The organism is Sulfurimonas sp., assembly GCF_026196735.1.
Lineage (GTDB): Bacteria > Campylobacterota > Campylobacteria > Campylobacterales > Sulfurimonadaceae > Sulfurimonas.
The window spans coordinates 234,635-257,111 of sequence record NZ_JAPHUF010000002.1; the positions used below are offsets into that span (position 1 = coordinate 234,635).

21 protein-coding genes and 3 tRNA genes are annotated in these 22,477 nt (G+C 34.5%); 16 read left to right on the plus strand and 8 right to left on the minus strand.

The genetic code is table 11. The features are described from left to right. Positions 1-73 precede the first annotated feature (73 nt). The 3 genes from OQK60_RS01475 to OQK60_RS01485 form a co-directional block, all read right to left on the minus strand. A tRNA-Met gene (locus OQK60_RS01475) sits at positions 74-150 on the minus strand. Between the two features lie 91 nt (positions 151-241). Beyond that, positions 242-316: transfer RNA gene (locus OQK60_RS01480), tRNA-Gln, on the minus strand. 14 nt (positions 317-330) lie between these two features. Continuing rightward, positions 331-407, minus strand: a tRNA-Met gene (locus OQK60_RS01485). A 157-nt stretch (positions 408-564) separates the two neighbouring features. On the opposite strand from OQK60_RS01485, the gene OQK60_RS01490 reads away from it, so the two are divergent. Both OQK60_RS01490 and OQK60_RS01495 read left to right on the plus strand, forming a co-directional pair. Beyond that, the gene (locus OQK60_RS01490) at positions 565-1,593 is read left to right on the plus strand and encodes a bifunctional 3,4-dihydroxy-2-butanone 4-phosphate synthase/GTP cyclohydrolase II (protein WP_297683365.1); all 1,029 of its coding nucleotides are present in this window, start codon (positions 565-567) and stop codon (positions 1,591-1,593) included. Between the two features lie 8 nt (positions 1,594-1,601). Beyond that, on the plus strand, positions 1,602-2,555 hold the full coding sequence (locus OQK60_RS01495; RefSeq protein WP_297683367.1) for an FAD:protein FMN transferase: 954 nt from the start codon (positions 1,602-1,604) through the stop codon (positions 2,553-2,555). Here OQK60_RS01495 and OQK60_RS01500 read toward each other — a convergent pair. The 4 genes from OQK60_RS01500 to OQK60_RS01515 all read right to left on the minus strand — a co-directional run bounded on the left by OQK60_RS01500 (position 2,520) and on the right by OQK60_RS01515 (position 5,322). Beyond that, the gene (locus OQK60_RS01500) at positions 2,520-2,966 is read right to left on the minus strand and encodes a hypothetical protein (RefSeq protein WP_297683369.1); all 447 of its coding nucleotides are present in this window, start codon (positions 2,964-2,966) and stop codon (positions 2,520-2,522) included. The genes OQK60_RS01495 and OQK60_RS01500 overlap by 36 nt on opposite strands. Then, positions 2,950-3,423: a hypothetical protein gene (locus OQK60_RS01505; protein ID WP_297683371.1), complete on the minus strand. Its 474-nt coding sequence runs from the start codon at positions 3,421-3,423 to the stop codon at positions 2,950-2,952. Before OQK60_RS01505 ends, OQK60_RS01500 begins: the two co-directional genes overlap by 17 nt. After that, the gene (locus OQK60_RS01510) at positions 3,423-3,950 is read right to left on the minus strand and encodes an FMN-binding protein (RefSeq protein WP_297683372.1); all 528 of its coding nucleotides are present in this window, start codon (positions 3,948-3,950) and stop codon (positions 3,423-3,425) included. The genes OQK60_RS01505 and OQK60_RS01510 overlap by 1 nt, the downstream gene beginning before the upstream one ends. A 118-nt stretch (positions 3,951-4,068) precedes the next feature. After that, entirely contained in the window at positions 4,069-5,322 is a 1,254-nt protein-coding gene (locus OQK60_RS01515; protein WP_297683373.1) for a porin, read from the minus strand. A gap of 173 nt (positions 5,323-5,495) precedes the next feature. On the opposite strand from OQK60_RS01515, the gene OQK60_RS01520 reads away from it, so the two are divergent. The 8 genes from OQK60_RS01520 to dsbD all read left to right on the plus strand — a co-directional run bounded on the left by OQK60_RS01520 (position 5,496) and on the right by dsbD (position 13,502). Continuing rightward, a complete protein-coding gene (locus OQK60_RS01520) occupies positions 5,496-6,239 on the plus strand; it encodes a ribonuclease E inhibitor RraB (protein WP_297683374.1) in 744 nt (247 codons plus the stop codon). Beyond that, positions 6,236-7,435, plus strand: a complete 1,200-nt coding sequence (locus OQK60_RS01525) for a saccharopine dehydrogenase family protein (protein WP_297683375.1) — start codon at positions 6,236-6,238, stop codon at positions 7,433-7,435. The genes OQK60_RS01520 and OQK60_RS01525 overlap by 4 nt, the downstream gene beginning before the upstream one ends. 1 nt (position 7,436) lies before the next feature. Continuing rightward, a complete protein-coding gene (locus tag OQK60_RS01530; protein ID WP_297683377.1) occupies positions 7,437-8,276 on the plus strand; it encodes an HDOD domain-containing protein in 840 nt (279 codons plus the stop codon). A gap of 15 nt (positions 8,277-8,291) precedes the next feature. Beyond that, positions 8,292-9,143 (plus strand): HDOD domain-containing protein, encoded by an 852-nt coding sequence (locus tag OQK60_RS01535; protein WP_297683379.1) that lies wholly within the window; start codon positions 8,292-8,294, stop codon positions 9,141-9,143. A 21-nt stretch (positions 9,144-9,164) separates the two neighbouring features. Further along, positions 9,165-10,313, plus strand: coding sequence for a carboxynorspermidine decarboxylase (gene nspC, locus OQK60_RS01540; RefSeq protein ID WP_297683511.1), 1,149 nt, complete (start codon positions 9,165-9,167; stop codon positions 10,311-10,313). A gap of 20 nt (positions 10,314-10,333) precedes the next feature. Beyond that, positions 10,334-10,888 (plus strand): bifunctional 2-polyprenyl-6-hydroxyphenol methylase/3-demethylubiquinol 3-O-methyltransferase UbiG, encoded by a 555-nt coding sequence (locus OQK60_RS01545; protein WP_297683380.1) that lies wholly within the window; start codon positions 10,334-10,336, stop codon positions 10,886-10,888. An 82-nt stretch (positions 10,889-10,970) separates the two neighbouring features. Further along, positions 10,971-11,552, plus strand: a complete 582-nt coding sequence (tpx, locus tag OQK60_RS01550; RefSeq protein ID WP_297683383.1) for a thiol peroxidase — start codon at positions 10,971-10,973, stop codon at positions 11,550-11,552. 51 nt (positions 11,553-11,603) lie between these two features. Beyond that, positions 11,604-13,502 carry a protein-disulfide reductase DsbD gene (gene dsbD / locus OQK60_RS01555; protein WP_297683385.1) on the plus strand — a complete coding sequence of 633 codons (1,899 nt, stop codon included), beginning with the start codon at positions 11,604-11,606 and terminating at the stop codon, positions 13,500-13,502. Here the strand turns inward: dsbD and recO are convergent. Further along, positions 13,497-14,114: a recombination protein RecO gene (gene recO / locus OQK60_RS01560; RefSeq protein ID WP_297683386.1), complete on the minus strand. Its 618-nt coding sequence runs from the start codon at positions 14,112-14,114 to the stop codon at positions 13,497-13,499. The genes dsbD and recO overlap by 6 nt on opposite strands. 177 nt (positions 14,115-14,291) lie before the next feature. On the opposite strand from recO, the gene gltB reads away from it, so the two are divergent. From gltB to dksA, 6 genes are all read left to right on the plus strand, one after another. Further along, a complete protein-coding gene (gltB, locus tag OQK60_RS01565) occupies positions 14,292-18,731 on the plus strand; it encodes a glutamate synthase large subunit (protein WP_297683387.1) in 4,440 nt (1,479 codons plus the stop codon). Positions 18,732-18,733: 2 nt separating this feature from the next. After that, positions 18,734-20,119, plus strand: coding sequence for a glutamate synthase subunit beta (locus OQK60_RS01570; protein ID WP_297683389.1), 1,386 nt, complete (start codon positions 18,734-18,736; stop codon positions 20,117-20,119). Between the two features lie 128 nt (positions 20,120-20,247). Then, entirely contained in the window at positions 20,248-21,093 is an 846-nt protein-coding gene (accD, locus tag OQK60_RS01575) for an acetyl-CoA carboxylase, carboxyltransferase subunit beta (RefSeq protein WP_297683391.1), read from the plus strand. After that, positions 21,093-21,656, plus strand: a complete 564-nt coding sequence (locus OQK60_RS01580; RefSeq protein WP_297683393.1) for a thiamine phosphate synthase — start codon at positions 21,093-21,095, stop codon at positions 21,654-21,656. Before accD ends, OQK60_RS01580 begins: the two co-directional genes overlap by 1 nt. Further along, on the plus strand, positions 21,653-22,111 hold the full coding sequence (locus OQK60_RS01585) for a 23S rRNA (pseudouridine(1915)-N(3))-methyltransferase RlmH (protein ID WP_297683395.1): 459 nt from the start codon (positions 21,653-21,655) through the stop codon (positions 22,109-22,111). The genes OQK60_RS01580 and OQK60_RS01585 overlap by 4 nt, the downstream gene beginning before the upstream one ends. Positions 22,112-22,120: 9 nt before the next feature. Next, positions 22,121-22,471 (plus strand): RNA polymerase-binding protein DksA, encoded by a 351-nt coding sequence (gene dksA, locus OQK60_RS01590; protein ID WP_297683397.1) that lies wholly within the window; start codon positions 22,121-22,123, stop codon positions 22,469-22,471. The last annotated feature ends 6 nt before the right edge of the window (positions 22,472-22,477 follow it).

The following is a 22,477-nucleotide window of genomic DNA, read 5'->3' on the forward strand; positions in this document are numbered from 1 at the left end:
AATGATTATAACTAAAAAATTTACGCTAACTAAATTTAAAGCAATTGTTTGTGGGATTTAAAATATATTTTGTTGGTTGCGGAAGCAGGATTTGAACCTGCGACCTTCGGGTTATGAGCCCGACGAGCTACCGAACTGCTCTATTCCGCGAAATTTTATTTTCTTCTTCGTCAAACTTCAGCTCACATATTTCAATATGCTTCGCTAAACTTTCCCTTGAATAAAGAAAAATTAAAAGGGGTGGATGGGGTAGAGGGATTCGAACCCCCGAATGGTAGCACCAAAAGCTACTGCCTTACCGCTTGGCGATACCCCAATATTTGTTTAAATTGGTTGCGGAAGCAGGATTTGAACCTGCGACCTTCGGGTTATGAGCCCGACGAGCTACCGAACTGCTCTATTCCGCGGTGTTTAACAAACGCCGTTACCATGTTTGTTGGAGCGAAATTATAGGCGAATAACATTAATTTGTCAAGGGATTGCAAGTTGAATTCATAAAGTTTATTTGAACTAAAATTAATCAAGTTTTATATATAATGCGATAATTAAAACAAAGAAGAATATATGACACCTACCCAAAGAGTACTAGAAGCAATTGACGAGATAAAAAAAGGAAACATGGTCATCATGATTGATGATGAAGATAGAGAAAATGAGGGGGATTTAGTTTATGCCTCTGCTTTTTCAACTCCAAAACATGTAAACTTTATGGCAACACATGCAAGAGGGCTTATTTGTGTAGCTCTTAGTAAAACCATAGCAACTCGTCTTGAGCTAAATCCAATGGTAAGTTCAAATACATCTTCATATGAGACTGCCTTTACCGTGTCTGTCGATGCTAAAAATGCTTTAACAGGGATTTCAGCCTCAGAGAGGGATGATACTATCAAGATTTTAGCTAATCCTATCAGTCATGCTGATGAATTAGTTAAACCAGGACATATCTTTCCTCTTATAGCTAAAGATGGCGGTACACTAGTTAGAACGGGTCATACTGAGGGCTCTGTTGACTTGTGTCGTTTAGCAGGACTTAGTGAATCATCTGTTATCTGTGAGATCATCAAAGAAGACGGGACAATGGCTAGGCGTGATGATTTGGATATTTTTGCTGATGTGCACAACCTTAAAACAGTTTTTATATCTGATATTGTTGAATATCGCTTAGCAAATGAGAGACTCGTCAATGAAACTGCTGTTGAGGAGATGGAGTTTTTTGGTGTTAAAGTAAAAAAACACATATTTGTAGACCATGACAGTGTTGAGCATACTGCCATTGTATTTCATAATGCCGGCACTACCGCAAATGTTAGAGTTCACAATGTTATTCCAGATATAGAGCTTCTTTTAAATCAGAAAAAATATAACAATCTTGTCTCTTCTATACAATACTTAAAACAAAATAGCGGAGTGCTTGTTTTCATAAATAAGACAAATCATCAAGATAATGCTGCTATGAAAGAGATTGGAACCGGCGCTCAGATACTAAAATCTCTTGGAATATCTAAAATGAATCTTTTAACATCTCTAAAACAAACAGAGTTTGTAGGTTTGGGTGGATTTGGACTAGAGATTAATGAGGTTATCAATATATAGGTATCTAAATGTTTAGAAACCTATTTTTCATTGTTGTTTTAGCGCTCTCACTAGAGGCTAAGACACTCTCCCGTACGCAAGTAATCATGTCAACTTTTGTAACTATATCAGTTGATGAAAAAGATAAAAACTATATAGAAGATGGTTTTGATATCATAAAAGATGTAGATTTATCTCTCTCTTCATATAATCCAAAAGCTAAAATATTTTTACTAAATAAAAATCGACATGTAGAGTTGGATAACTACTCTTTAGAAGCATTAAAGCTAAGCCAAAAGTATTATATAAAAAGTGATGGATATTTTGATATTACTATTGGTTCAATCACAAAAGATTTGTATAGATTTGGCGAAGCTGAGCGCCTAGTAAGCATCCAAGAGCTAAAGAGTGCAAAAGTCGATTTTAAAGGCCTACATGTACAAAACAACAAAGCCTCTTTAGATGCCGGTATAAAGGTTGATTTGGGCGGTATGGGCAAGGGTTTTGCTGTTGATAAAGTTGCGCAGTTTTTTCGAAACAGCGGTGTAAAAAATGCTACTATATCTGCAAGTGGAGATATACGATGCTTATCTACATGTAGCATAGATGTGCAAGACCCGTTTGGCGAGGGTATATTACTCTCCTTTGAGACTGCAAAAAAAGACTTAGGCATTACGACCAGCGGAAACTACAACAGATATGTAGAATCAACTAAAAACAATCATCTAATCAACCCAAAACTAAAGCAGTCTCAAACAAAGTTCATATCTATAACACTCATCGGTGACATGTCAAATAGTGATTTAGATGCTTATGCCACTGCTTCAAGCGTTATGCCCATGGAAAAGGCTTATGAGTTTTTAGAAAGAATTGGAGCAGGGTATATAGTTTTACAAAGCGACAAGAACTTAGTAGTAAGTAAAAATATATCTAAGTATGTAACAAACCTACTCTTTAATAATGCTGCGAAGAAGCAACCATGATACATAAAGTATAAGAGCTAAAAATATAAAAAAAGAAAACAGCTTTATATATGCAAAAAACTCTAAACCGACAACTATAAGAAATGGAGTAAACATCTCGAGCAGGGCAGTTGTAAAAGTCAGATAGATTAAAACCAAAGTACTTTTTTTATATCTATGTTCAGTAAAGACTAAAAAATGCAAAAGAACCATTGCTAAAAGCCCAAAAACAAAGATATGCGGAAGAACTATTTTTAATATTCCAACTAAGCTTTTTGCTGGGATAAATTTATCTTCATTACCAACATAATAATCAACTACACCGTTAAAACTAAAGCCTATTTTATGCTCAAACAGCATAACCGCACTGACAATTAGAAGTAGAGAAAAAGCAAGGTAGTAAAGGATAGAGAGCTTATACGCTTTTTGCATTTAGTTTCCAAAATGAGTACAAAATCATATACAAAGCCATAATATGCCAGATAAAATAAGTAAAAATATATAAATGAACAAAAAAGTTTGACATGTAGTAAGCTAAAGGTAAAAAGATAAGAGATGATATGGAGCTAATCATCAGTATATTTGTTAAAATAATTCTGCTTCTCTTAGCAACTCTTATAAAAATAGCACTAAGAGTAAGCAAAATCATCATGATAAAGAAGATTTCAGTATGCCAAAACTCCAAAAATGAAGCTTCGCTTATAGGGTCTATGTACTCTTCTTCATTCCCAAATAGAGTTGTGTTTACCTTATCGGCGGATATTCCAAAGTTTGAGTTCATAACTACTACATCAGAGACTAAATAAAGAAGTATAAAAACTAAAAAGCCCTTTAAGACAAGGCTCATAGCGCTGTCTTTTTGCAGGTTGTTGATAAGTGTAAATTTCACTATTTGCCTTTTAATATCTCTTCATAAAAAGCAAAAGCGATTCTTGAGCCATCTACTATGCTTCTAGCACTCAGCGTGGCACCGGTAATAGTTGGAATTTCATTTCCTACTCTTAGTCTTTTATCTGTTGAGATTTCTTCAAATTGAGCTATCCAGGTCTTTGAAGGCACATACTCCATTGGCTCATTAAAAGCTATAATCTCTACGCTTTTTAAAATAGAATCTTTTGATATTATATAAATAATAGCAGCATTTTTAGAACGCACTTTTTTATTTACAATAATTCCATAACCAAGAATTTTATCGTTTTTTACAGCTTGAAATACTTTAAATATCTTACTTTTTATTTTTGTTTTTGCATCTTTTTGAATATTATTGGCTTGGTCATTTTTCAGTAAAATATTTTTTTTGCTAACCTTACTATTTTCTCCGAAACTCTGCTTCATAACATCTATAGGAGATACAAGCATTTTTGCGCTTAAGGGAAGGGTTAACACTAGAAGTAGATATATAGAAAAATGTTTCATTAGTTTACTTTTTTTTAATTTTTTTGGATTGTATAAAAGAATCTTTATTTTGTCAATGAAATCCATCAATAAACAAAGAGCCTTGCATATTTATTTGTGCAAGGCCACATTGTATCTTTTAAAATATAAAACCCATAGAAAGACTAAATATGTCTTTATCGGCAGATCCATCTTGTGTCTGCATTGCATAATCAGCTTTAAGTACAACTTGTGGATGAGGGAAGTAGTTGATACCTACAGTTGTTGTCTCAATAGCTTCACCAGAGCCTCCGCCCTTTATATCGTTTTGAGCATCTACACTTTCATACTGAACAAAGAATGGAAGTTTTTGATTGGTCCCAGGAGTCAATGACAGCAGGTCATAGCCAAGATTTAAGTAGCCGCCTTTTGCTGTTTTGGGTTCTCCAATTGGTGCATTGTCACGCTCAGACTGAGTTAAAACACCATAAGCTCTAAAAGCATTTTTATTGTAGTCAAAATGAACATCAATCATAGTTAAGTCTGAATCAGCGTAAGCAGAAGTACCAAGAAGTAAACCATTTACGCCTGTATAGTCGAGCCTGCCAACAACAGCTAGTCCTAGTCTGTTTTGATTTCTGTATGATCCGATACGACTGTTTCTAATCCATTTGTCTCCGTCTCCAAGCCCAGCAGTCAAGTCTAAGGCAGAAAAGGCACCTATTTTATATGAAAGTCCATCAGCTATATTGCCGTAAGCCATAATACCACTCTCATGCCATGTAGATGGGATAAGATTCTTCTCTGTGCTTGGTCTTTGCACAGTAGTAAATAGTGTTGGTTCATGTTTCTCATTTATCAATCCCATAGGCATCAACATATTACCGACTCTTAAGTTTATGTTTTTGTTAAAAAGAAAGTCAAGATACATAAACTCTACAATAACATAGCCATCTCCATCTACATTGGCTCCACCACCACCATGCTCAAACTCTAACTCAACATTTAAGATGATATCGTCTGCAAACTTATAACCTATATATGGAACAAATCTATAAACATCAAGAACATCTGAGTTTGCAGAGCCGTCATTAGAGGTGTGAGCATAATACATCTCACCATAACCACCAATACTTAGCGGTGATTTAGAGTAGTAAACCTTTGAAGCAGCGGCTCCTAATCCACTATGTGATTTTTGGGTATCAACTTTCGTATAGTTAAAACCAGTTTGAAGATCACTTGTCTCATCAATTAATGATTGTGTCTGTTCTTGTTGTATCTTACTCTGTTTTGTCAGCTCAGCTATTTGCCTTTTAAGCTCAGCAATGTCTGATGTATTGTCTGCAAATACAGCCGTAGATGCTAATAGTGCCGTAACTGCACCGACTTTAAGTTTGTTTTTTAATAATTTCATTTAAATCCTTTTATAATGATAGTGATATCTATTATCACAATCATTTATTTTGAGAATTGTATATTTTATTTACTTAAATTAATATTAAAATGATAATTATTATCATTAAAATAATGAGTAATAATTTTATTTTTGTTAGCTATAATTATAAAAAAATAATTATGAAGTGATACATGAGAGAAACATTCAGTAGAATCGAAGATGATCAAGAAGTAAACATAGAAGTTTTTCTTGATGCAAAAGAGTATCAAGAGTCTAATCCTTGGTTGTTTAGCGTATTTATAAAGTATGATGCTTATAATGAAGCAGAAGATGGACTGGATGAGTTTTTTGAGACAAAAGAGTCTCTAATTATTGCCTTAGAACATAAAGACAGAGCAACATATGTGGGCAATAGGTTAGTTGGTGAGTGGAGCGAGATATATTTTTATGCAGAGGATTCAAAGCAGCTGGATATGATTACAGCTAAAATACTCAAGTCGACAAATTACATATATGAGAGTAATGTTGCAAGAGATAAAGATTGGGAGTTTTTCACTTATAATATTTTTCCAACAGACTTAGAACTCTCTTTTATGCAGAGCGCAAAAATAATATCTATGATGGAAGAAGAGGGTGACGATATCTCTATACCAAGAGAAGTGGAGCACTATGCATCATTTGATACAAGAACTCAAAAAGAGAGATTTGTTCAAAAAGCGCAAGAGGTAGGCTTTGTGTTTAAAGATGATATCAGCAGTGAAGATTTTGACTATGGTGTAGCACTAACAAAAGAACATAATTTGACAAAGGAAGAAGTACAAAAAGTTATAACTTCTTTTGTAGAATTAATCAAAGAAGATCATGGCGAGTATGAACTTTGGAGTGCACTTTTGCAAGATGATAATGAAATAACAACAAAGGAATTAAATATATGAAAACAACATTGATAATCGGAGCCGGCGGAGTTAGCCGTGTAGTGGTACACAAGTGTGTACAAAATGCAGAAGTATTTGGACGCATTGTATTGGCAAGTAGAACACTTTCTCGATGTGAAGAGATTAAAAATGAGCTTCCAGATGCAAATATCGAAGTAGCTCAGGTAGATGCTGACAGTGTTGAAGAGTTGGTAAAATTAATATCTACATGTAAAGCAGATATAGTTATCAATGTTGCGCTACCTTACCAAGATTTGACTATTATGGATGCATGTATTGAAACTAAAACACCGTATCTTGACACAGCAAACTATGAACATCCTGATGAAGCGAAATTTGAATACAAACTTCAGTGGGAGAGAGATGAAAAGTTTAAAGAAGCCGGAATCATGGGACTGCTTGGAAGCGGATTTGACCCGGGAGCTACAAATGTATTTTGTGCGTATGCTCAGAAGCATTACTTTGATGAGATTCATACTATAGATATACTTGATTGTAATGCAGGTGACCATGGTTACGCTTTTGCTACAAACTTTAACCCTGAGATAAACCTTCGAGAAGTCTCTTCAAAAGGTCGTTATTGGCAAAAAAATGAAAATGGGATAGGAGAGTGGATAGAGACTGAGCCGATGGAAATTATGCAAGTTTGGGATTATCCTGAAGTCGGCCCAAAAGATTCTTACTTGCTTTACCATGAAGAGATGGAATCGCTTGTAAAACACATCAAAGGTTTAAAGCGTATAAGATTTTTTATGACATTTGGGCAAAGCTATTTAACTCATATGAAGTGTTTAGAAAATGTAGGAATGCTAGGTATAGAACCAGTAGAACATAAGGGGCAAAAAATAGTTCCAATGGAGTTTTTAAAGACTCTTCTTCCGGATCCTGCTTCACTTGGACCAAGAACAAAAGGTAAAACTAACATTGGTATAGTTGCCGAGGGTATAAAAGATGGCAAAAAAAGAAAAATATATATCTATCAGGTGAAAGACCATGAAGAGTGCTACAAAGAGACAAACTCTCAGGGTGTTTCATACACTACAGGCGTTCCTGCGATGATAGGTGCAAAACTTATGCTAAAAGGCATCTGGAGTGGAGTCGGTGTGTTTAATATGGAACAAATGGACCCAGACCCGTTTATGGATGAGATGAATACGCAAGGTTTGCCTTGGCAGATAAAAGAGTTAAGTATTTAATATGACCTTTGAGCGAATTGTAAAAAATATTGATTCTCTTCCGCCTCTGTCTAATGCTGCAAATATTATTCAGACACTCTATGCGGGAGGACTTGAAAATCTAGATGTAAGTAGATTAATAAGAGTCATTCAATCAGATGCAATGCTCGCTGCAAATATTTTAAAAATGATAAATGCTCCATATTATGGTTTTGATAACCGCATTGCTTCCGTTTCTCAAGCTGTATCACTTTTTGGAACTAGCAAAATTTACATGTTAGTTATTCATTATGCTATTTCTCAGCAGTTAAAGGCAGACCCGAGTATATACGGCTTTACAAATGCTCAATTTAATGATGTATGCAATCTTCAAAGTGCTTTGATGCTTCAATGGTACTCTAAAGTAAATGCAAGAGATGCCAGATTTTTAACTCCTTTGGCTTTGATGATGGAATCTGGAAAGCTAATACTGGCAAATGAAGTCATCAAAAGTGACTACTGCGGTGAGTTTAGAAAAGGTTTTAATGAGTGTGAAAATATACAAGAGTATGAGATGAGCTTGATAGATATGACTTCATATCATCTTAGTGCACTACTGTTTGAGCATTGGAACTTAGAACCTAGATATGTAGAGATATTAAAGTCATTAGACTCAAAAGAAGAACCAGAAGAAAAAGACCCTTCTAAAAAACTTAGAAGTTATAAAAAAGAACTTGATGTAATAAGAACGGCAATAAATGTTAAAGATATTTTATCGGACAATTCTATTAAAAAAGCTTCAAATATGGTAAATGAAATGGGATTGGATGCCGAGCATTTTGAAGATGTGGCACATAAAATTAGAAAGTCATACATTGGATAAAAGGATAGTAAATAAATGACATTTAAGCATATTATTACACAACTAGAGTCTTTGCCGCCACTCTCAAACACTCCTTTTATAATACAGCAGATATATAGTGTGGGAGCACAAAATATTGATATTTTAAAACTTGTAAAAGTGATTGAAAACGATGCTGTTTTGGCAGCAAATATTTTAAGAATGATAAATGCACCAATATATGGTTTTTCAACAAAGATTGCTTCAATTTCTCAAGCTGTTACGCTCTTTGGAACAGATGAGATTTATGGTCTTGTTTTAAAGTATGCAGTTGATGAGCAGCTAAAAGCAGATACAGATATTTATGGTGTAAACAATAAAGAGTTTAATGACATCTGTCAGCTTCAAAGTACCCTGATGCTGCAATGGTATTCTAAAATAGATATCAGACATGCACAGTTTTTGGCACCCCTAGCTTTGATTATGGAATCTGGTAAACTTGTTTTAGCAAATGAGGTAATGAAGAGCAACTATATTAAGAAATTTACTTTGGGATATAAAAATACAAAATATGTATCAGAGTTTGAGCATAGTTTGCTTGGAACAACTACTTATTATTTAAGCGGGCTTCTTTTTGAGTATTGGAAATTAGAGCCTCTGTATGTAGAGATATTAAAGGGGCTTGATTTTGAAGACAATTACAGTCCTAAAATTGCGTCTTTTATTGATTCGTTGGATGTGGTAAGAACAGCTGTCAATCCTAAAAATGCTTTGACTAAAGATTCTATAAAAGAAGCAGCTGAATTGGTTGAAGATATAGGTCTTGAACCGGAGCATTTTGTAAAAGTTGCATCTAGAGTTAGAGAACAATATAACAAAATTTTAATAAACAGAATGAGAAAAAAATAAATATAGGCAAAAATGAAAATGATGAAAGATTTAGATAAATTAAATACTCCATATTACTTGTGTGATGAGTCACTTCTGAAAAATAATCTTGAAATATTAAACTATGTACAAGAACAAAGTGGAGCAAAAATTATTTTGGCTCTTAAGGGCTTTGCAATGTGGGGTACATTTCCTCTTATAAAAAAATACTTAAAAGGGTGTACTTCGAGTGGTCTTCATGAAGCACTGTTAGCAAGAGAAGAGTTTGCTAAAGATGACAACTCTTTAGAGGTTCATACATATTCACCGGCTTTTAAAGATGAAGACATAGAAGAAATAGCAAAAATTTCAGACCATATAGTTTTTAATTCGCCAAACCAGCTGTTTAAATTTAAAGATAGAGTGAAAAAAATAAATTCACATGTAAGTCTCTCTTTGAGAATAAATCCTGAACACTCATCATCTCCTAAAGAGATATATAACCCATGCGGTATATACAGTCGTTTGGGAACAACGCTTGCAAATTTTGATGAGGAAGTTTTAAAATATATAGACGGACTTAATTTTCATGCACTTTGTGAGCAGGATGTTGGTGCTCTTGAAGAAGTTTTAGCGGCTTTTGAAGAAAAATTTTCAAAATATTTTAAAAATTTAAAGTATATAAACTTTGGCGGCGGTCATCATATAACCAAAAAAGGTTATGATGTTGAAAAATTGATTAAGATTATAAAAGAGTTTAGAGCCAAATATGATGTAGAAGTATATTTAGAGCCTGGCGAAGCAGTCGGATGGGAAACGGGTGTGCTTGTAAGCAGTGTTTTGGACACAATGCACAATGGTATGGATTTAGCGATACTTGATACTTCAGCAGAAGCTCATATGCCTGATACTCTTGCTATGCCTTATCGTGCAGAGATTAGAGATTCTGCAAAGGCTGGAGAAAAAAAATATACATACAGACTAGGCGGAAATACATGTCTGGCAGGTGACATTATGGGAGATTACTCTTTTGATGAGCCTCTTAAAGTAGGTGATAAAATTATTTTTGAAGACCAAATTCACTATACTTTTGTAAAAAATACTACTTTTAATGGTATAAAATTACCATCATTGGTTATACTACGAGAAGATAAAACTCTTGATGTTGTTAAAGAGTTTGGATATGAAGATTATAAAAATCGGTTATCATAAAATAAATTAAGGATAATGCAATGATTGAAGATAAACAAAGATGGAATGAGAGATATTTAGATAACCCAATGCCTCAGGAAGTTTCTCCATTGGTAGAAAAATACATAGAGCATGCACATGTGGGACAGGCTATTGATATTGCATGCGGAACAGGCAGAAACACTCACTATTTAGCTGATTTAGGTTTTTTAGTCGATGCAATAGATATCTCTGATTATGCTTTGGAGCGCGTAAAAAATAGTTCTACTATAAATAAAATAGATGCAGATTTAGATAAATACAACTTAACTCCAAATAAATATGACCTTATAGTAAATGTAAATTATTTAAACCGTCGTCTGGTTTCACAGATGAAAGATGCTTTAAAAAGTGGTGGAGTAGTAATGTTTGAGACCTTTATTGTAGCTCATGGTGATTTTAAAATGCCGACAACAAATCTTGACTATCTTCTTCGTAAAAATGAGCTTCTGCACTCTTTTATAGGACTAGATGTTATCTACTATGAAGAAAGAATTGATACAAACCTAAGAGGTGAAAGAATTAAAGTGGCTTCTATTATAGCAAAAAAAGTATAATATATTATTATGTTTTGTAATTTGTAATATTTTATAATTTGTTATAATTCTCTATATTAAATTTTATAACAAGGTAAATAACATGAAAAAAATAACAGTCTTTTTGTTTTCTATTCTATTATCAACACTGGCTTTTGCCTCAGATGCTGTGATCAATTACAATGGTGAACAGGTAAAAGTTAAAGGAAATTTTCCTAGTGTTGGAAAAAAAGCGCCTAAGGCTCGTGTAACAGAGCCAAACTTTGCTATTAAAACGATAGGTGGTAAAAGTGACAGAGTGCAGGTACTAGCTACTGTTCCATCAATAGACACACCAATATGCTCGGCTCAATCAAAGAGATTTGATGATGAGATTAAGAATTTTCCGGATGTAGATATGACAGTTGTTTCTATGGACCTGCCTTACGCAGATGATCGCTTCTGTAAAGGACGCGGGATAGCAAACATAACAGTTGCTTCAGATTTTGCTTACCAAGAAGTTGGTGAAAAATATGGTGTTGCAATAACAAGCGGAGAGCTTAGAGGTTTACTTGTTAGATCAATCTTCATAATTGGAAAAAACGGAAGAATTGTTTACCAAGAGATAGTTCCGGACATAAATCAGGAACCAAATTATGCTAAGATAATGGAAGCTATTAGAATTGCTGACTCAATAAAAAAATAATTTAGTTAAAAGTAAATTTTGTAGGAGCATAAGATTTTAAAAAGAAGCATATTGACTATATTCTTTTTAAGTACATTATTTTTACCAAGTATTGTATTTTCAAATGATAATGCTCTAGCAGTAGTCGAAATTCAACAAGATAAAAAAAATTTTGACATAACTATAACTACAAAGGATGATGGGTATATCCTAGAGGATACGCTTGACATCTCTGTTATTAGCAAGACAGCTTATCTTAACAGTGTTTTTTATCAAGATTCTGAAATCTTTGATAATCATGATGTTTTTTGGAATAAAACTAACATCAAAGTAGTAGTTGAATCTCCGCCGGAAATAGACTTTATTATTCAAACAAGCTACCAAGTATGTAATAATCTACATGTATGTTCCAAGCTTCAAAAATTTGAAAAATCATTTAGTATACCAAAACCAATAAAAACTAAAAAGACTACTCAGGATATCGATAATACTACATTAGTAGATCCAGTGATTGCAAATCAAAATGCTCTTCTTCATAATAAAACAGATGAGTGTGAAAAGCTGGAGATATGTCCTAAGGTTCATCTCTCAGAAGAAGAACATAATGATAAAGTTGATACATCATTACTTCAAAGTGATGAAAATGAAGAAGATTTTCAAGAAATAATCAGCGAACAAGACAGTATCGCCTGTATGTTAGAAGATAAAAGTTTAACACTTACACTACTTACTTTTTTTGGTTTTGGACTTCTTTTAGCGTTTACTCCATGTATGCTTCCTGTTATTCCGATATTATCGGCTGTAATCATCTCTAAAAAAGAACGAATAAGCACAAGAGAAGGTTTTTTGCTCTCTTTGACATATGTTGTTTCCATGTCAGTTGTATATGCGATAGCAGGTGTTGCAGCTGCATCATTAGGCGGCAATATACAAGCATTTTTCCAACAAACATGGATTATAATCATTGTCAGTGCTTTTTTCTTTATTCTCTCTTTGGGTATGTTTGGAACATTTTCAATAGAGATGCCAAAAAAAGTCCAATCGTTTCTTAACTCCAAAGCTGTTTACGGCAAAGGACGATCGTATTACAGTGTAATGTTTTTAGGAGTTCTCTCAGCGCTCATTGTCGGTCCATGCGTTGCGCCACCATTAGCTGGAGCACTTATTTACATCAGTCAGACCGGTAATGAGTTGATAGGCGGTCTCTCTTTGTTCGTCATGAGTTTTGGAATGGGTGTCCCTCTACTTTTAATTGGTGCCGGTGCCGGTAAATTTTTACCAAAACCAGGTCCTTGGATGACAGATATAAAGTTATTTTTTGGTTTTGCGATGATTGGATTTGCTATCTGGATTCTTTCTCGCATCTTGGATACGCAAATAATTTTACTAATGTGGGGTATTTTACTTACAGCAATTGCAATATTTTTGAATATATTTGAAAATAAGGCATGCGCAGCTATAGACAGTATTTATCACTTAAAAAAGCTGATTGCATTGTTGATACTATTATACGGAATAGTTTTAATGCTTGGTGCAATTGCCGGCGCTAAACATATAAATGACCCATTGGAACCTTTTAAAGGTAAGTTTATTCAAGCACAAGCTCCAAGCAGAGTTACTTTTAAGATTATAACCGCTGAACAGCTTGATAGTGTTGTCAGACAATCAAGTAAACCTGTAATGGCAGTTTTTACCGCAAAGTGGTGCGAAAACTGTAAAGAGCTTGACGCAAATGTATTTAGTAAAAGCGATGTAGCTCTTGAAGTAGAAGGGTTTGAAAGATTTAAAATAGATATTACTCAAAATAGAGATATTGATATAGAGCTATTAAAAAAGTTCTCTCTGTTTGGTCCTCCCGGTACGATATTCTTTGATAAAAACAAAAAAGAGCTAAAAGCTTACCGTCTATCAGGAAACAAGGAAAAAGAAGTATTTATAGAGCATATACGAAAAGTTAAAAAAGTTTTATAGACCTTCAAGTAAAATATACCAAAGTCTCTCTACCTCATTGTCGCTTAGAAATATAGTGGATTTGTTTTGAAGTAACTCATGAAAAGCATCCTCTTTTATACTAAATGTATGTGTGCACTCTTTATGAGTTGGTAAAAATGCACGAATAAGCGAGACATCTTTTTGGATTGGAAGGTTGCATAAAAAACACTCTAATTCAGTGTGAAGCCTACCTTCATATTCTAATAATTCTACATATGACTCTATTGCTATTCTTTTAGGATTTTGTTTATCCCAGTTTAAAGAAGCACTCTGTAGAAGGTTAAAGTAAAATTCATCCAGCTCCTCAGCGTCTTTAAGATGTTTGTGAAATAATGCAACAAAATCTTGCCACACTCTGAGTAGCTTATTGTCGTTAATCCATTTATAGCCTATATGTATTACATCTTTGAGCCTAGATATAGTCGATTTTGCCGAAGCATCTTGTTCGTAATCTATCTTGAATCCAAGGTTTATTACTCCGTGTCTGGCTCCATAGAATCTATAAAGAGTGTATAAGTTATCTTTTGATAGAATCGTTACTATCAAATCTTCATCTTTTACTTTGTTTAGATTTAGTATAAAACCTTGCATAATTGCTTCTTTTTCCTACACTTTTATAGTTTATTTAAAATATATTACTGATATTATACTTTTTTAAACCTTTAAATAGTAAAATACTTGACTTTGTCACTAAATAGACTAAGTTTCTTTAAAAAGTGCTTAAATTTTAAAGAAATTTTAATAAATTTGTAAATTTTAGGAGTAAAAATGGTTGAACATCATGATTTATTAAGATCATTCAAAGATAATTGTGGATTTGGGCTTGTAGCCAATATAAAAAACAGAGCTTCTCATAAAGTTTTAAATGATGCCGTAACGGCATTAGAGAGAATGATGCACCGTGGTGCAGTTGCAGCTGACGGCAAAACTGGGGACGGCAGCGGATTGCTTTTATCTTTGCCGGAAGAATTTCTTCGTAAAGAAGCATCTGCAAAAGGTACTGAGCTACCAAAGCAGTTTGCAGTTGCAGTTGTTTTTACTAAAGACATAAAGCATCTAAAAACTATTAAATCAATTTGTGAAAACAATGATCTTAAAGTTATACTTAGTCGTGATGTTCCGGTTGATACGAAAGCACTTGGTGAGCAAGCAATAGCATCGCTACCAAATATTGTTCAACTGTTTATAATACCTAATTCCATTATGGCAACAAGCAGATTTGATGCTCTTCTTTATTTAAGCCGTAAAGAAGCTGAGCATAAACTAGTACAAGACAAAGATTTTTATATAGCTTCTATGAGTTCAAAAGTCCTTTCTTATAAAGGTCTTGTTATGCCTACTCATATCAAAGAATTTTACAAAGATCTTCAAGATGAAAATTTTAAAATCTCTTTTTCGCTATTTCACCAAAGATTCTCAACAAATACACTTCCGGAGTGGAGACTAGCTCAGCCGTTTCGTGCAGTAGCGCACAATGGCGAGATTAATTCTGTAGAAGGTAACCGTTTTAATGTGGCAATCAAATCTGAGTCAATTAAAAGTGAAGTTTTTACAGATGAAGAAATACAAAGAATATTACCTATATTACAGCTAAATTCATCTGATAGCGCAAGTGCTGATAATTTTTTCGAATTTTTAATCGTTAATGGTATGGACTTTTTTAAAGCTGTTCGTGCGGTTATCCCAGGTGCATGGCAAAATGCTCCGCATATGGATCCTGAACTTCGTGCATTTTATGAATATCACTCAACTGTGTTTGAAGCGTGGGATGGTCCGGCAGCATTTTCTGTAACCGATGGTCGTTATATAGGTTGTGTACTAGACAGAAACGGTCTTCGTCCGTCAAAATATATAGTAACTACAGATGATAATCTTTTAATTGCCAGCGAATACGGTGTTATTGATATTGCAGAAGAGGATATAAAAGAACGAGGCCGTCTGCAGTCCGGCGAGATGATAGGACTTGATCTTAAATTTGGAAAGCTTCTTAAAAACGACCATATAAACGACTACCTAAAAAGCTCAAACCCTTATATGAAGTGGTTAAATGAAAATATGATTTATCTACAAGAGCATATAGAGGGTCAGTATAAAAAAAAGTGTGTGTTTGATAAAGGAGATCTTGTTAAAAGACAGAGATACTTTAATGTCACTCAAGAGATTATTGAGCAAGTTATTGAGCCAATGATTATAGACTCTAAAGAAGCTGTTGGTTCTATGGGTGATGATACGCCTCTGGCCGCTTTTTCAAATAAGCAGAGAAATTTTACTGATTTTTTTAAGCAAAAATTTGCTCAGGTAACAAATCCTCCTATTGATCCAATCCGTGAAAAAGTTGTAATGAGTCTTAATACAGGTTTTGGAGAGATACACAATATTTTAGATGAACTTCCTACTCATGCACATAGATTAAAAGCAATCTCACCAATTATTACTTCTGAAAAACTTAATGTATTGAAATCTTTTGGAGATGTTAAATCACCTCGTTTCCAGCCTTTTTATAAAAACAAAACATTTTCTACAGCTTACGATAAAGATCTTAAAAATGCTTTAGACTCTTTGGTGGGAGATGTTGTTAAATCTGTAAAGAATGATGGTGTTAGAATAGCAATAGTTGATGACTTTGAGTTTTGTAAAGATAAAAAAGTTATGCCTATGGCTATGGTAGTCGGTAGGTTAAATACCGCTCTTTTAGAAGCAGGCATTCGCCACCTAGTATCAATAGTTGCTGTTAGCGGAGAGGTTGTTGACTCACATGGAGCTGCTGTACTTATCGGATATGGTGCAAGCGCTGTTTATCCTAACCTACTTTTTGCAACTGCTGCACAACATGTAGATAACTCTAAAGTTATATCTTTGACATGTCAAGAAGGTTTAAAGTCAGTTCATAGTGCCTTAAATGCAGGGTTGCTTAAAATTATTTCTAAAATGGGTATCTCTACTATTGCTTCATACCGCAATGCCGGTCTGTTTGATGTGATGGGACTACATAAATCAATAGTAAAAGATTGTTTTGAATCTTCACACTCTGTTCTTAGCGGATTAACTTACGAAGATATAGATGAAAGATTATCAAAGTACCACAATGATGCATTTGATGAGAGCGGATTCAATAAAATTTTCCCTCTAAACATAGGCGGATATTATAAGTTTTATAACGGGCAAGAGCATCATGACTTCGGTCCGGCTGTAATTCATGCAATACATGCAGTTGCCCAGAGTGGTAGTAAAAAGGATTATGACAGATTAAAAGATTTAGTAAACAAAAGAGGGCTTAAGTTTATCCGTGACTTCTTTGATTTAAAATCAGACAGAGAAGCTATTCCTTTATCTGAAGTTGAATCAAAAGAAGAGATATTTAAAAGATTTGCATCTGCTGCTATGAGTCTTGGCTCAATCTCTCCTGAAGCTCATGAGACTATTGCAATCGCAATGAATAGAATCGGTGCTCAATCTAACTCTGGCGAGGGTGGAGAAGATGCGGCAAGATTTGGTACTGAGAGACTCTCAAAAATTAAACAAGTTGCATCAGGTAGATTTGGTGTAACACCTGCTTATCTTCGTTCAGCCGAAGAAATTCAGATTAAAGTTGCGCAAGGTGCAAAACCGGGTGAGGGTGGTCAACTTCCAGGTCATAAAGTAACTCCGCTTATCGGTAAGCTTCGTCATACGGTTCCTGGTGTTACACTTATTTCACCTCCTCCGCATCATGACATCTACTCTATTGAAGATTTAGCACAGCTGATTTTTGATTGTAAACAAGTTAATCCTGCTGCTCGTGTAGCTGTAAAGCTTGTATCAACTGTCGGTGTTGGTACTATTGCTGCGGGTGTTGCAAAGGCATACGCAGATAAGATTATCATCTCTGGTGGTGATGGTGGTACCGGTGCTGCTCCACTTACTTCTATCAAGTTTGCAGGTAATCCTTGGGAACTTGGTCTTAGTGAAGCACATAATGCTTTAAAAGCAAACAATCTTAGAGGACTTGTTGAAGTTCAAGCAGATGGTGGTTTAAAGTCAGGTCTTGATGTTGTAAAAGCTGCTCTTTTAGGTGCTGAATCTTATGCATTTGGTACCGGTGTTTTGACAATTGTTGGTTGTAAAATGCTTAGAATATGTCATGTAAATAAATGTTCTGTAGGTATCGCAACACAAAATGAAAAACTTCGCGAAGAGTTTTTTAAAGGACATGTTGACCAATTAATAAACTACTTTACTCAGCTTGCTGAAGATATTCGTTCTATTATGGCCCAGCTTGGTTTTAAGACTATGGAGGAGATGATAGGCCGTGTTGATTTGCTTAAGGTTGTAGATGATGAATTTGCACAAAAATTTGATTTTTCTTCTGTTTTACATCAAGAAGAGGGTGTCAATACTCATCAGCAACAGTTTAATCATCCTTTTGATGACAATTCTTATGAAAAAGATGTTTTAAAAGAAGTTGCAAGCGCTATTAAATATCCCGAACATCCTATTATAATCAATAGAGAAATTAAAAATATTCACAGAAGTTTTGGTGCAATGATCAGTGGTGAAATTGCTCAATATTATGGAGACAAAGGTTTAAAATCAGATACAATTAAAATCAATTTAACAGGCATCTCAGGGCAAGCTCTTGGTGCATTTTTGATTCATGGTGTATCGATTTATCTTAATGGTGTTTCTAATGACTATATTGGCAAAGGCATGCATGGAGGCAAAATAGTCATCACTTCTAAAAATGAAGGTGAAGAATTTTCTGCCGGCGGCAATACATGTCTTTATGGTGCAACAGGCGGAAAGCTTTATATCTCCGGTAGTGTTGGAGAAAGATTTGCTGTTCGTAACTCAGGAGCACTTGCCATAGTAGAAGGAACAGGCGATAATGCTTGTGAGTATATGACAGGCGGTGTTGTTGTAATACTTGGTCGTACCGGTATTAACTTTGGTGCAGGTATGACAGGCGGTATCAGTTTTGTATATGACAGTGATCATACTTTTATTGAAAATGTTAATCGTGAGTTAGTTGAGCCTGTTCGTATAGATACAGATGAGGGTGATGAGGCTAGACATTATCTGAAAAAACTCTTAAAAGACTATTTAATTGAAACTGGAAGTAAAAAAGCAAAAGAGTTGCTTGATAATTTTAGAGTAGAAGTTAGAAATTTCTGGCTGGTAAAACCTAAAAACCTAACAAAACTTCCTATGAATTTAGAGATCGGAGATTAATTATGAGAGAATATTTAACAATTGATAGAGTAGAAGCTAAAAAAAGGTTAGTAGTAGAGAGAACAAAAGATTTTGACGAGATTTACGAAGTTTTTGATAGCAACGAGGCAGCAACTCAAGCAGAGAGATGTATTCAGTGCGGAGATCCATTTTGTTTAAATAAGTGCCCACTCCATAACTATGTTCCTCAGTGGCTAAAAGCTGTAAGTGAAAAAGATTTGGAATTTGCATTTAAACTCTCAAATGAGCCTTCTCCTTTTCCTGAGGTAATGGGCAGAGTCTGTCCTCACGATAGACTTTGTGAGGGTGATTGTACCTTAAATGACGGTCACGGTGCTATAACAATTGGCTCCGTAGAGACTCATATTACTGAAGCTGGATTTAAAGCTGGATATAAGCCGGATTTTCCCGGAATTACAACTGACAAAAAAGTAGCTATTATAGGTAGCGGTCCTGCAGGTTTATCTGCTGCAACTTACTTGCTTCGTTCTGGAATAGCGGTAACAATGTATGAAAGAAGCGATAGAGCAGGTGGACTTTTAACATACGGTATTCCAAATTTTAAACTAGATAAAAAAATAGTTGAGCGTCGTGTTAAACTGCTTCAAGAAGCAGGCTTGGAGCTTGTTCTTAACTGTGAAGTTGGAAAAGATATTGCATTTGAAGATATAGCAAACTCTCATGATGCAATATTTATCGGTGTTGGTGCAACAAAGGCTAAAAGTGCTTCATTATCAGGTGAAAAAGCTTCTAATGTTTATGCTGCTATGGATTATTTAACAGCAATTCAAAGAAAAAACTTTAAAACTGCATATGATAAAAAGTTTGATTTTAAAGATAAAAATGTAGTTGTAATCGGTGGTGGTGATACAGCAATGGATTGTCTTAGAACTGCAAAAAGAGAGGGTGCAAGAAGTGTTACATGTCTTTATCGTCGTGATGCTCATAATATGCCTGGAAGTCAAAAAGAGTATAAAAATGCCATGGAAGAGGGTGTAGATTTTACTTTTTTTGTATCACCTAAAGAGATTATTTTAAATGATGAAGGCAAAGCTGTTGGAGTTGAAGTTATCAAAACTAACCTTGGAGCAAAGGATGAGAGCGGCCGTCAAAAAATGGAGGAGGTAAAAGGCAGCGAATTTAGAGTAAATGCTGATGTTGTTATCATGTCTTTAGGTTTTAATCCGGAAGTTCCTTCATTTTTACATGAAAATGGTATTGAAACAAATAAGTGGGGTGAGATTATAATTAATGAAGAAACTCATGAAACTACAACAGCCGGTATTTATGCCGGAGGTGATTGCTATAGAGGTGCTGATTTAGTTGTTACGGCTGCATTTGACGGTAGAGAAGCCGCAAGAAGCATAAGTAAATCTCTACTTAAATAGTAAAATAAATTTAGTTTTCACTTCCTAAGTGAAAACTAAAAACTAATCCTTCCTTTGACATAATTCTATAAAATAAGTATAAATTAGATATAATTCGCGCCACATATATAATAATAAAAGGATAATCTTTGAACCTCTTAAGCATTTTTTCTAGAAACATAACAAAAAAACAACCAGCAGTCAATGAAGCATCATCTCACTGGGTCAAGTGTAAATCTTGCCAATCTTTAATGTACTATAAAGAAGTAGAAAATCAAAAACATGTATGTCCAAAGTGTGGATATCATATTAGAATAGGTGTAAAAGAGCGCATTGAACTTCTGGCTGATGAAGGTACATTTGTAGAGTATGACGCTAGTATGAAACCTGTTGATCCTCTAAACTTTTTTGATAGTAAGTCTTACAAACAAAGAATAGAAGACGCTACTGCAAAAACCGGCAAAACTTCATCGGTAGTTAGCGGTGAGATGCAAATGAACGGAGTCTCTGCACAAGTTGTTATATTTGACTTCGCATTTATGGGTGGCTCTTTGGGTTCTGTAGAAGGTGAAAAAATTGTTCGTGCAGTTGAGCGTGCCATAGAGAAAAAACTGGGTGTAGTTATTCTTAGTGCCAGCGGTGGAGCAAGAATGCAAGAGAGTACTTTTTCTCTGCTTCAAATGAGTAAAACATCTGCTGCCTTAGCAAAACTTGCAAAAGCAAATCTTCCATATATTTCAGTTTTAACTGATCCTACAATGGGTGGTGTAAGTGCTTCATTCGCAACATTGGGCGATATCATCATAGCTGAGCCTGGTGCGCTTGTCGGTTTTGCAGGCGCAAGAGTTATTGAACAAACGATTGGCTCAGCTCTTCCTGATGGTTTTCAAAGAGCAGAGTTTTTACTTGAAAAAGGTTCTATTGATATGATTGTAAATAGAAGTGATTTAAAAAATACACTTTCAGACCTTCTAACCCTTCTAAAAGTTGCGTAATGCGACTATATGCACTTTGTGACCAAGACCTCTTAGATAGCAGGGGTCTCTCTCTAGAAGAGTTTATAGAGATAGCAAAGGGCCACAATGCAGAGATTATTCAATACCGCAATAAAAATGCTGATATTGCATTTATAAAACACCAGCTAATCAAAATCAGAAAAATATTTAACGGATTTTTAATAGTTAATGATGCTTACGAACTTATAGAATTTTGTGATGGAGTACATGTTGGTCAAGAGGATTTAAAAAAGATTGATGAAGATGTATTTAAAGCTGTTAAAATCTTAAGAAGTGTTATAAAAAAAGACAAAATATTAGGTATTTCAACGCATAATGAAGAAGAAGTGCTTCAGGCTAATGAAATGGATTTGAATTACATAGGTTTAGGCGCACTTCGTAATACAAATACCAAAAATGATATCACAGCTATTCTTGGAAATAAGCTAGATGATATAGCTTCTAAATCAAAACATTTTGTTGCTGCCATTGGTGGTGTAAAAACAGATGATGAATTTTTACATGTAAGATATCATGTTGTTGGAAGCGGACTCATTAAGTGAATATAGACATAGTCTCAATTGCAAAAAAAGAACGATCAACTTATGATCCTCTCTATAAAGAGTTAACAAAAATGATATCTCGCTTCGCAAAAGTTCAAGATATTGAACTTTTTAATAAAGATGTAACAAAAGCACACACTATCTCACCTGAAGCCTCAAAGCAGGTGTATACAAAGCTTTTAACACCATATATATCAAGTGGTTTTTCGGTTGCTTTACATCCTGAGGGAAAATTAATTGATAGTTATGAGTTTAGTAAGCTTTTAGATGGTAAAATTGCGGTTAAATTTTATATTGGTGGAGCCTATGGCTTCGAAGATAACTTTTTAAAAAAAAGTGATGTTGTTATAAGTTTGGGAAATATCACTATGAGTCATAAAATTGCAAAAGCTGTTTTGCTTGAGCAGATTTATAGAGGCTTTTCAATACTAAGTAACCACCCATATCATAAATAAGGAATATAAGTGCAAGACAGCGAGTTAAAATACTTTAAAGAGATTTTAGAAAGTAGACAACAACAAATCGTAAAAAATATTTCAGGCGTAAATGAAGAACTGATGCAGTTGAGTTCATTGGAGTTAAACGATGAGGGTGATCACGCCTCTGTAGACAATAGTTCAATGGTTGAAAGTGCAATTGTTCAACAACAAGAGCAAGAGTTAAGAGAGATTAATGTAACATTAGGGAAAATTTCTGCCGGTGATTATGGTATATGTGAAATGTGTGAAGACCCGATAGGTTTTCAGAGACTTAAAGTTAAGCCACATGCGATATACTGCATAGACTGTAGAGAGATTGTTGAAAAATCTAGCTAAGGAGTA

Bases quoted from the DNA above. Each gene is read 5' to 3' on its own strand.
- OQK60_RS01490 (WP_297683365.1), top strand. From the start codon at position 565: ATGACACCTACCCAAAGAGTACTAGAAGCAATTGACGAGATAAAAAAA.
- OQK60_RS01495 (WP_297683367.1), top strand. From the start codon at position 1,602: ATGTTTAGAAACCTATTTTTCATTGTTGTTTTAGCGCTCTCACTAGAG.
- OQK60_RS01500 (WP_297683369.1), bottom strand. From the start codon at position 2,966: ATGCAAAAAGCGTATAAGCTCTCTATCCTTTACTACCTTGCTTTTTCT.
- OQK60_RS01510 (WP_297683372.1), bottom strand. From the start codon at position 3,950: ATGAAACATTTTTCTATATATCTACTTCTAGTGTTAACCCTTCCCTTA.
- OQK60_RS01515 (WP_297683373.1), bottom strand. From the start codon at position 5,322: ATGAAATTATTAAAAAACAAACTTAAAGTCGGTGCAGTTACGGCACTA.
- OQK60_RS01520 (WP_297683374.1), top strand. From the start codon at position 5,496: ATGAGAGAAACATTCAGTAGAATCGAAGATGATCAAGAAGTAAACATA.
- OQK60_RS01525 (WP_297683375.1), top strand. From the start codon at position 6,236: ATGAAAACAACATTGATAATCGGAGCCGGCGGAGTTAGCCGTGTAGTG.
- OQK60_RS01530 (WP_297683377.1), top strand. From the start codon at position 7,437: ATGACCTTTGAGCGAATTGTAAAAAATATTGATTCTCTTCCGCCTCTG.
- OQK60_RS01535 (WP_297683379.1), top strand. From the start codon at position 8,292: ATGACATTTAAGCATATTATTACACAACTAGAGTCTTTGCCGCCACTC.
- nspC (WP_297683511.1), top strand. From the start codon at position 9,165: ATGAAAGATTTAGATAAATTAAATACTCCATATTACTTGTGTGATGAG.
- OQK60_RS01545 (WP_297683380.1), top strand. From the start codon at position 10,334: ATGATTGAAGATAAACAAAGATGGAATGAGAGATATTTAGATAACCCA.
- tpx (WP_297683383.1), top strand. From the start codon at position 10,971: ATGAAAAAAATAACAGTCTTTTTGTTTTCTATTCTATTATCAACACTG.
- recO (WP_297683386.1), bottom strand. From the start codon at position 14,114: ATGCAAGGTTTTATACTAAATCTAAACAAAGTAAAAGATGAAGATTTG.
- gltB (WP_297683387.1), top strand. From the start codon at position 14,292: ATGGTTGAACATCATGATTTATTAAGATCATTCAAAGATAATTGTGGA.
- OQK60_RS01570 (WP_297683389.1), top strand. From the start codon at position 18,734: ATGAGAGAATATTTAACAATTGATAGAGTAGAAGCTAAAAAAAGGTTA.
- OQK60_RS01580 (WP_297683393.1), top strand. From the start codon at position 21,093: ATGCGACTATATGCACTTTGTGACCAAGACCTCTTAGATAGCAGGGGT.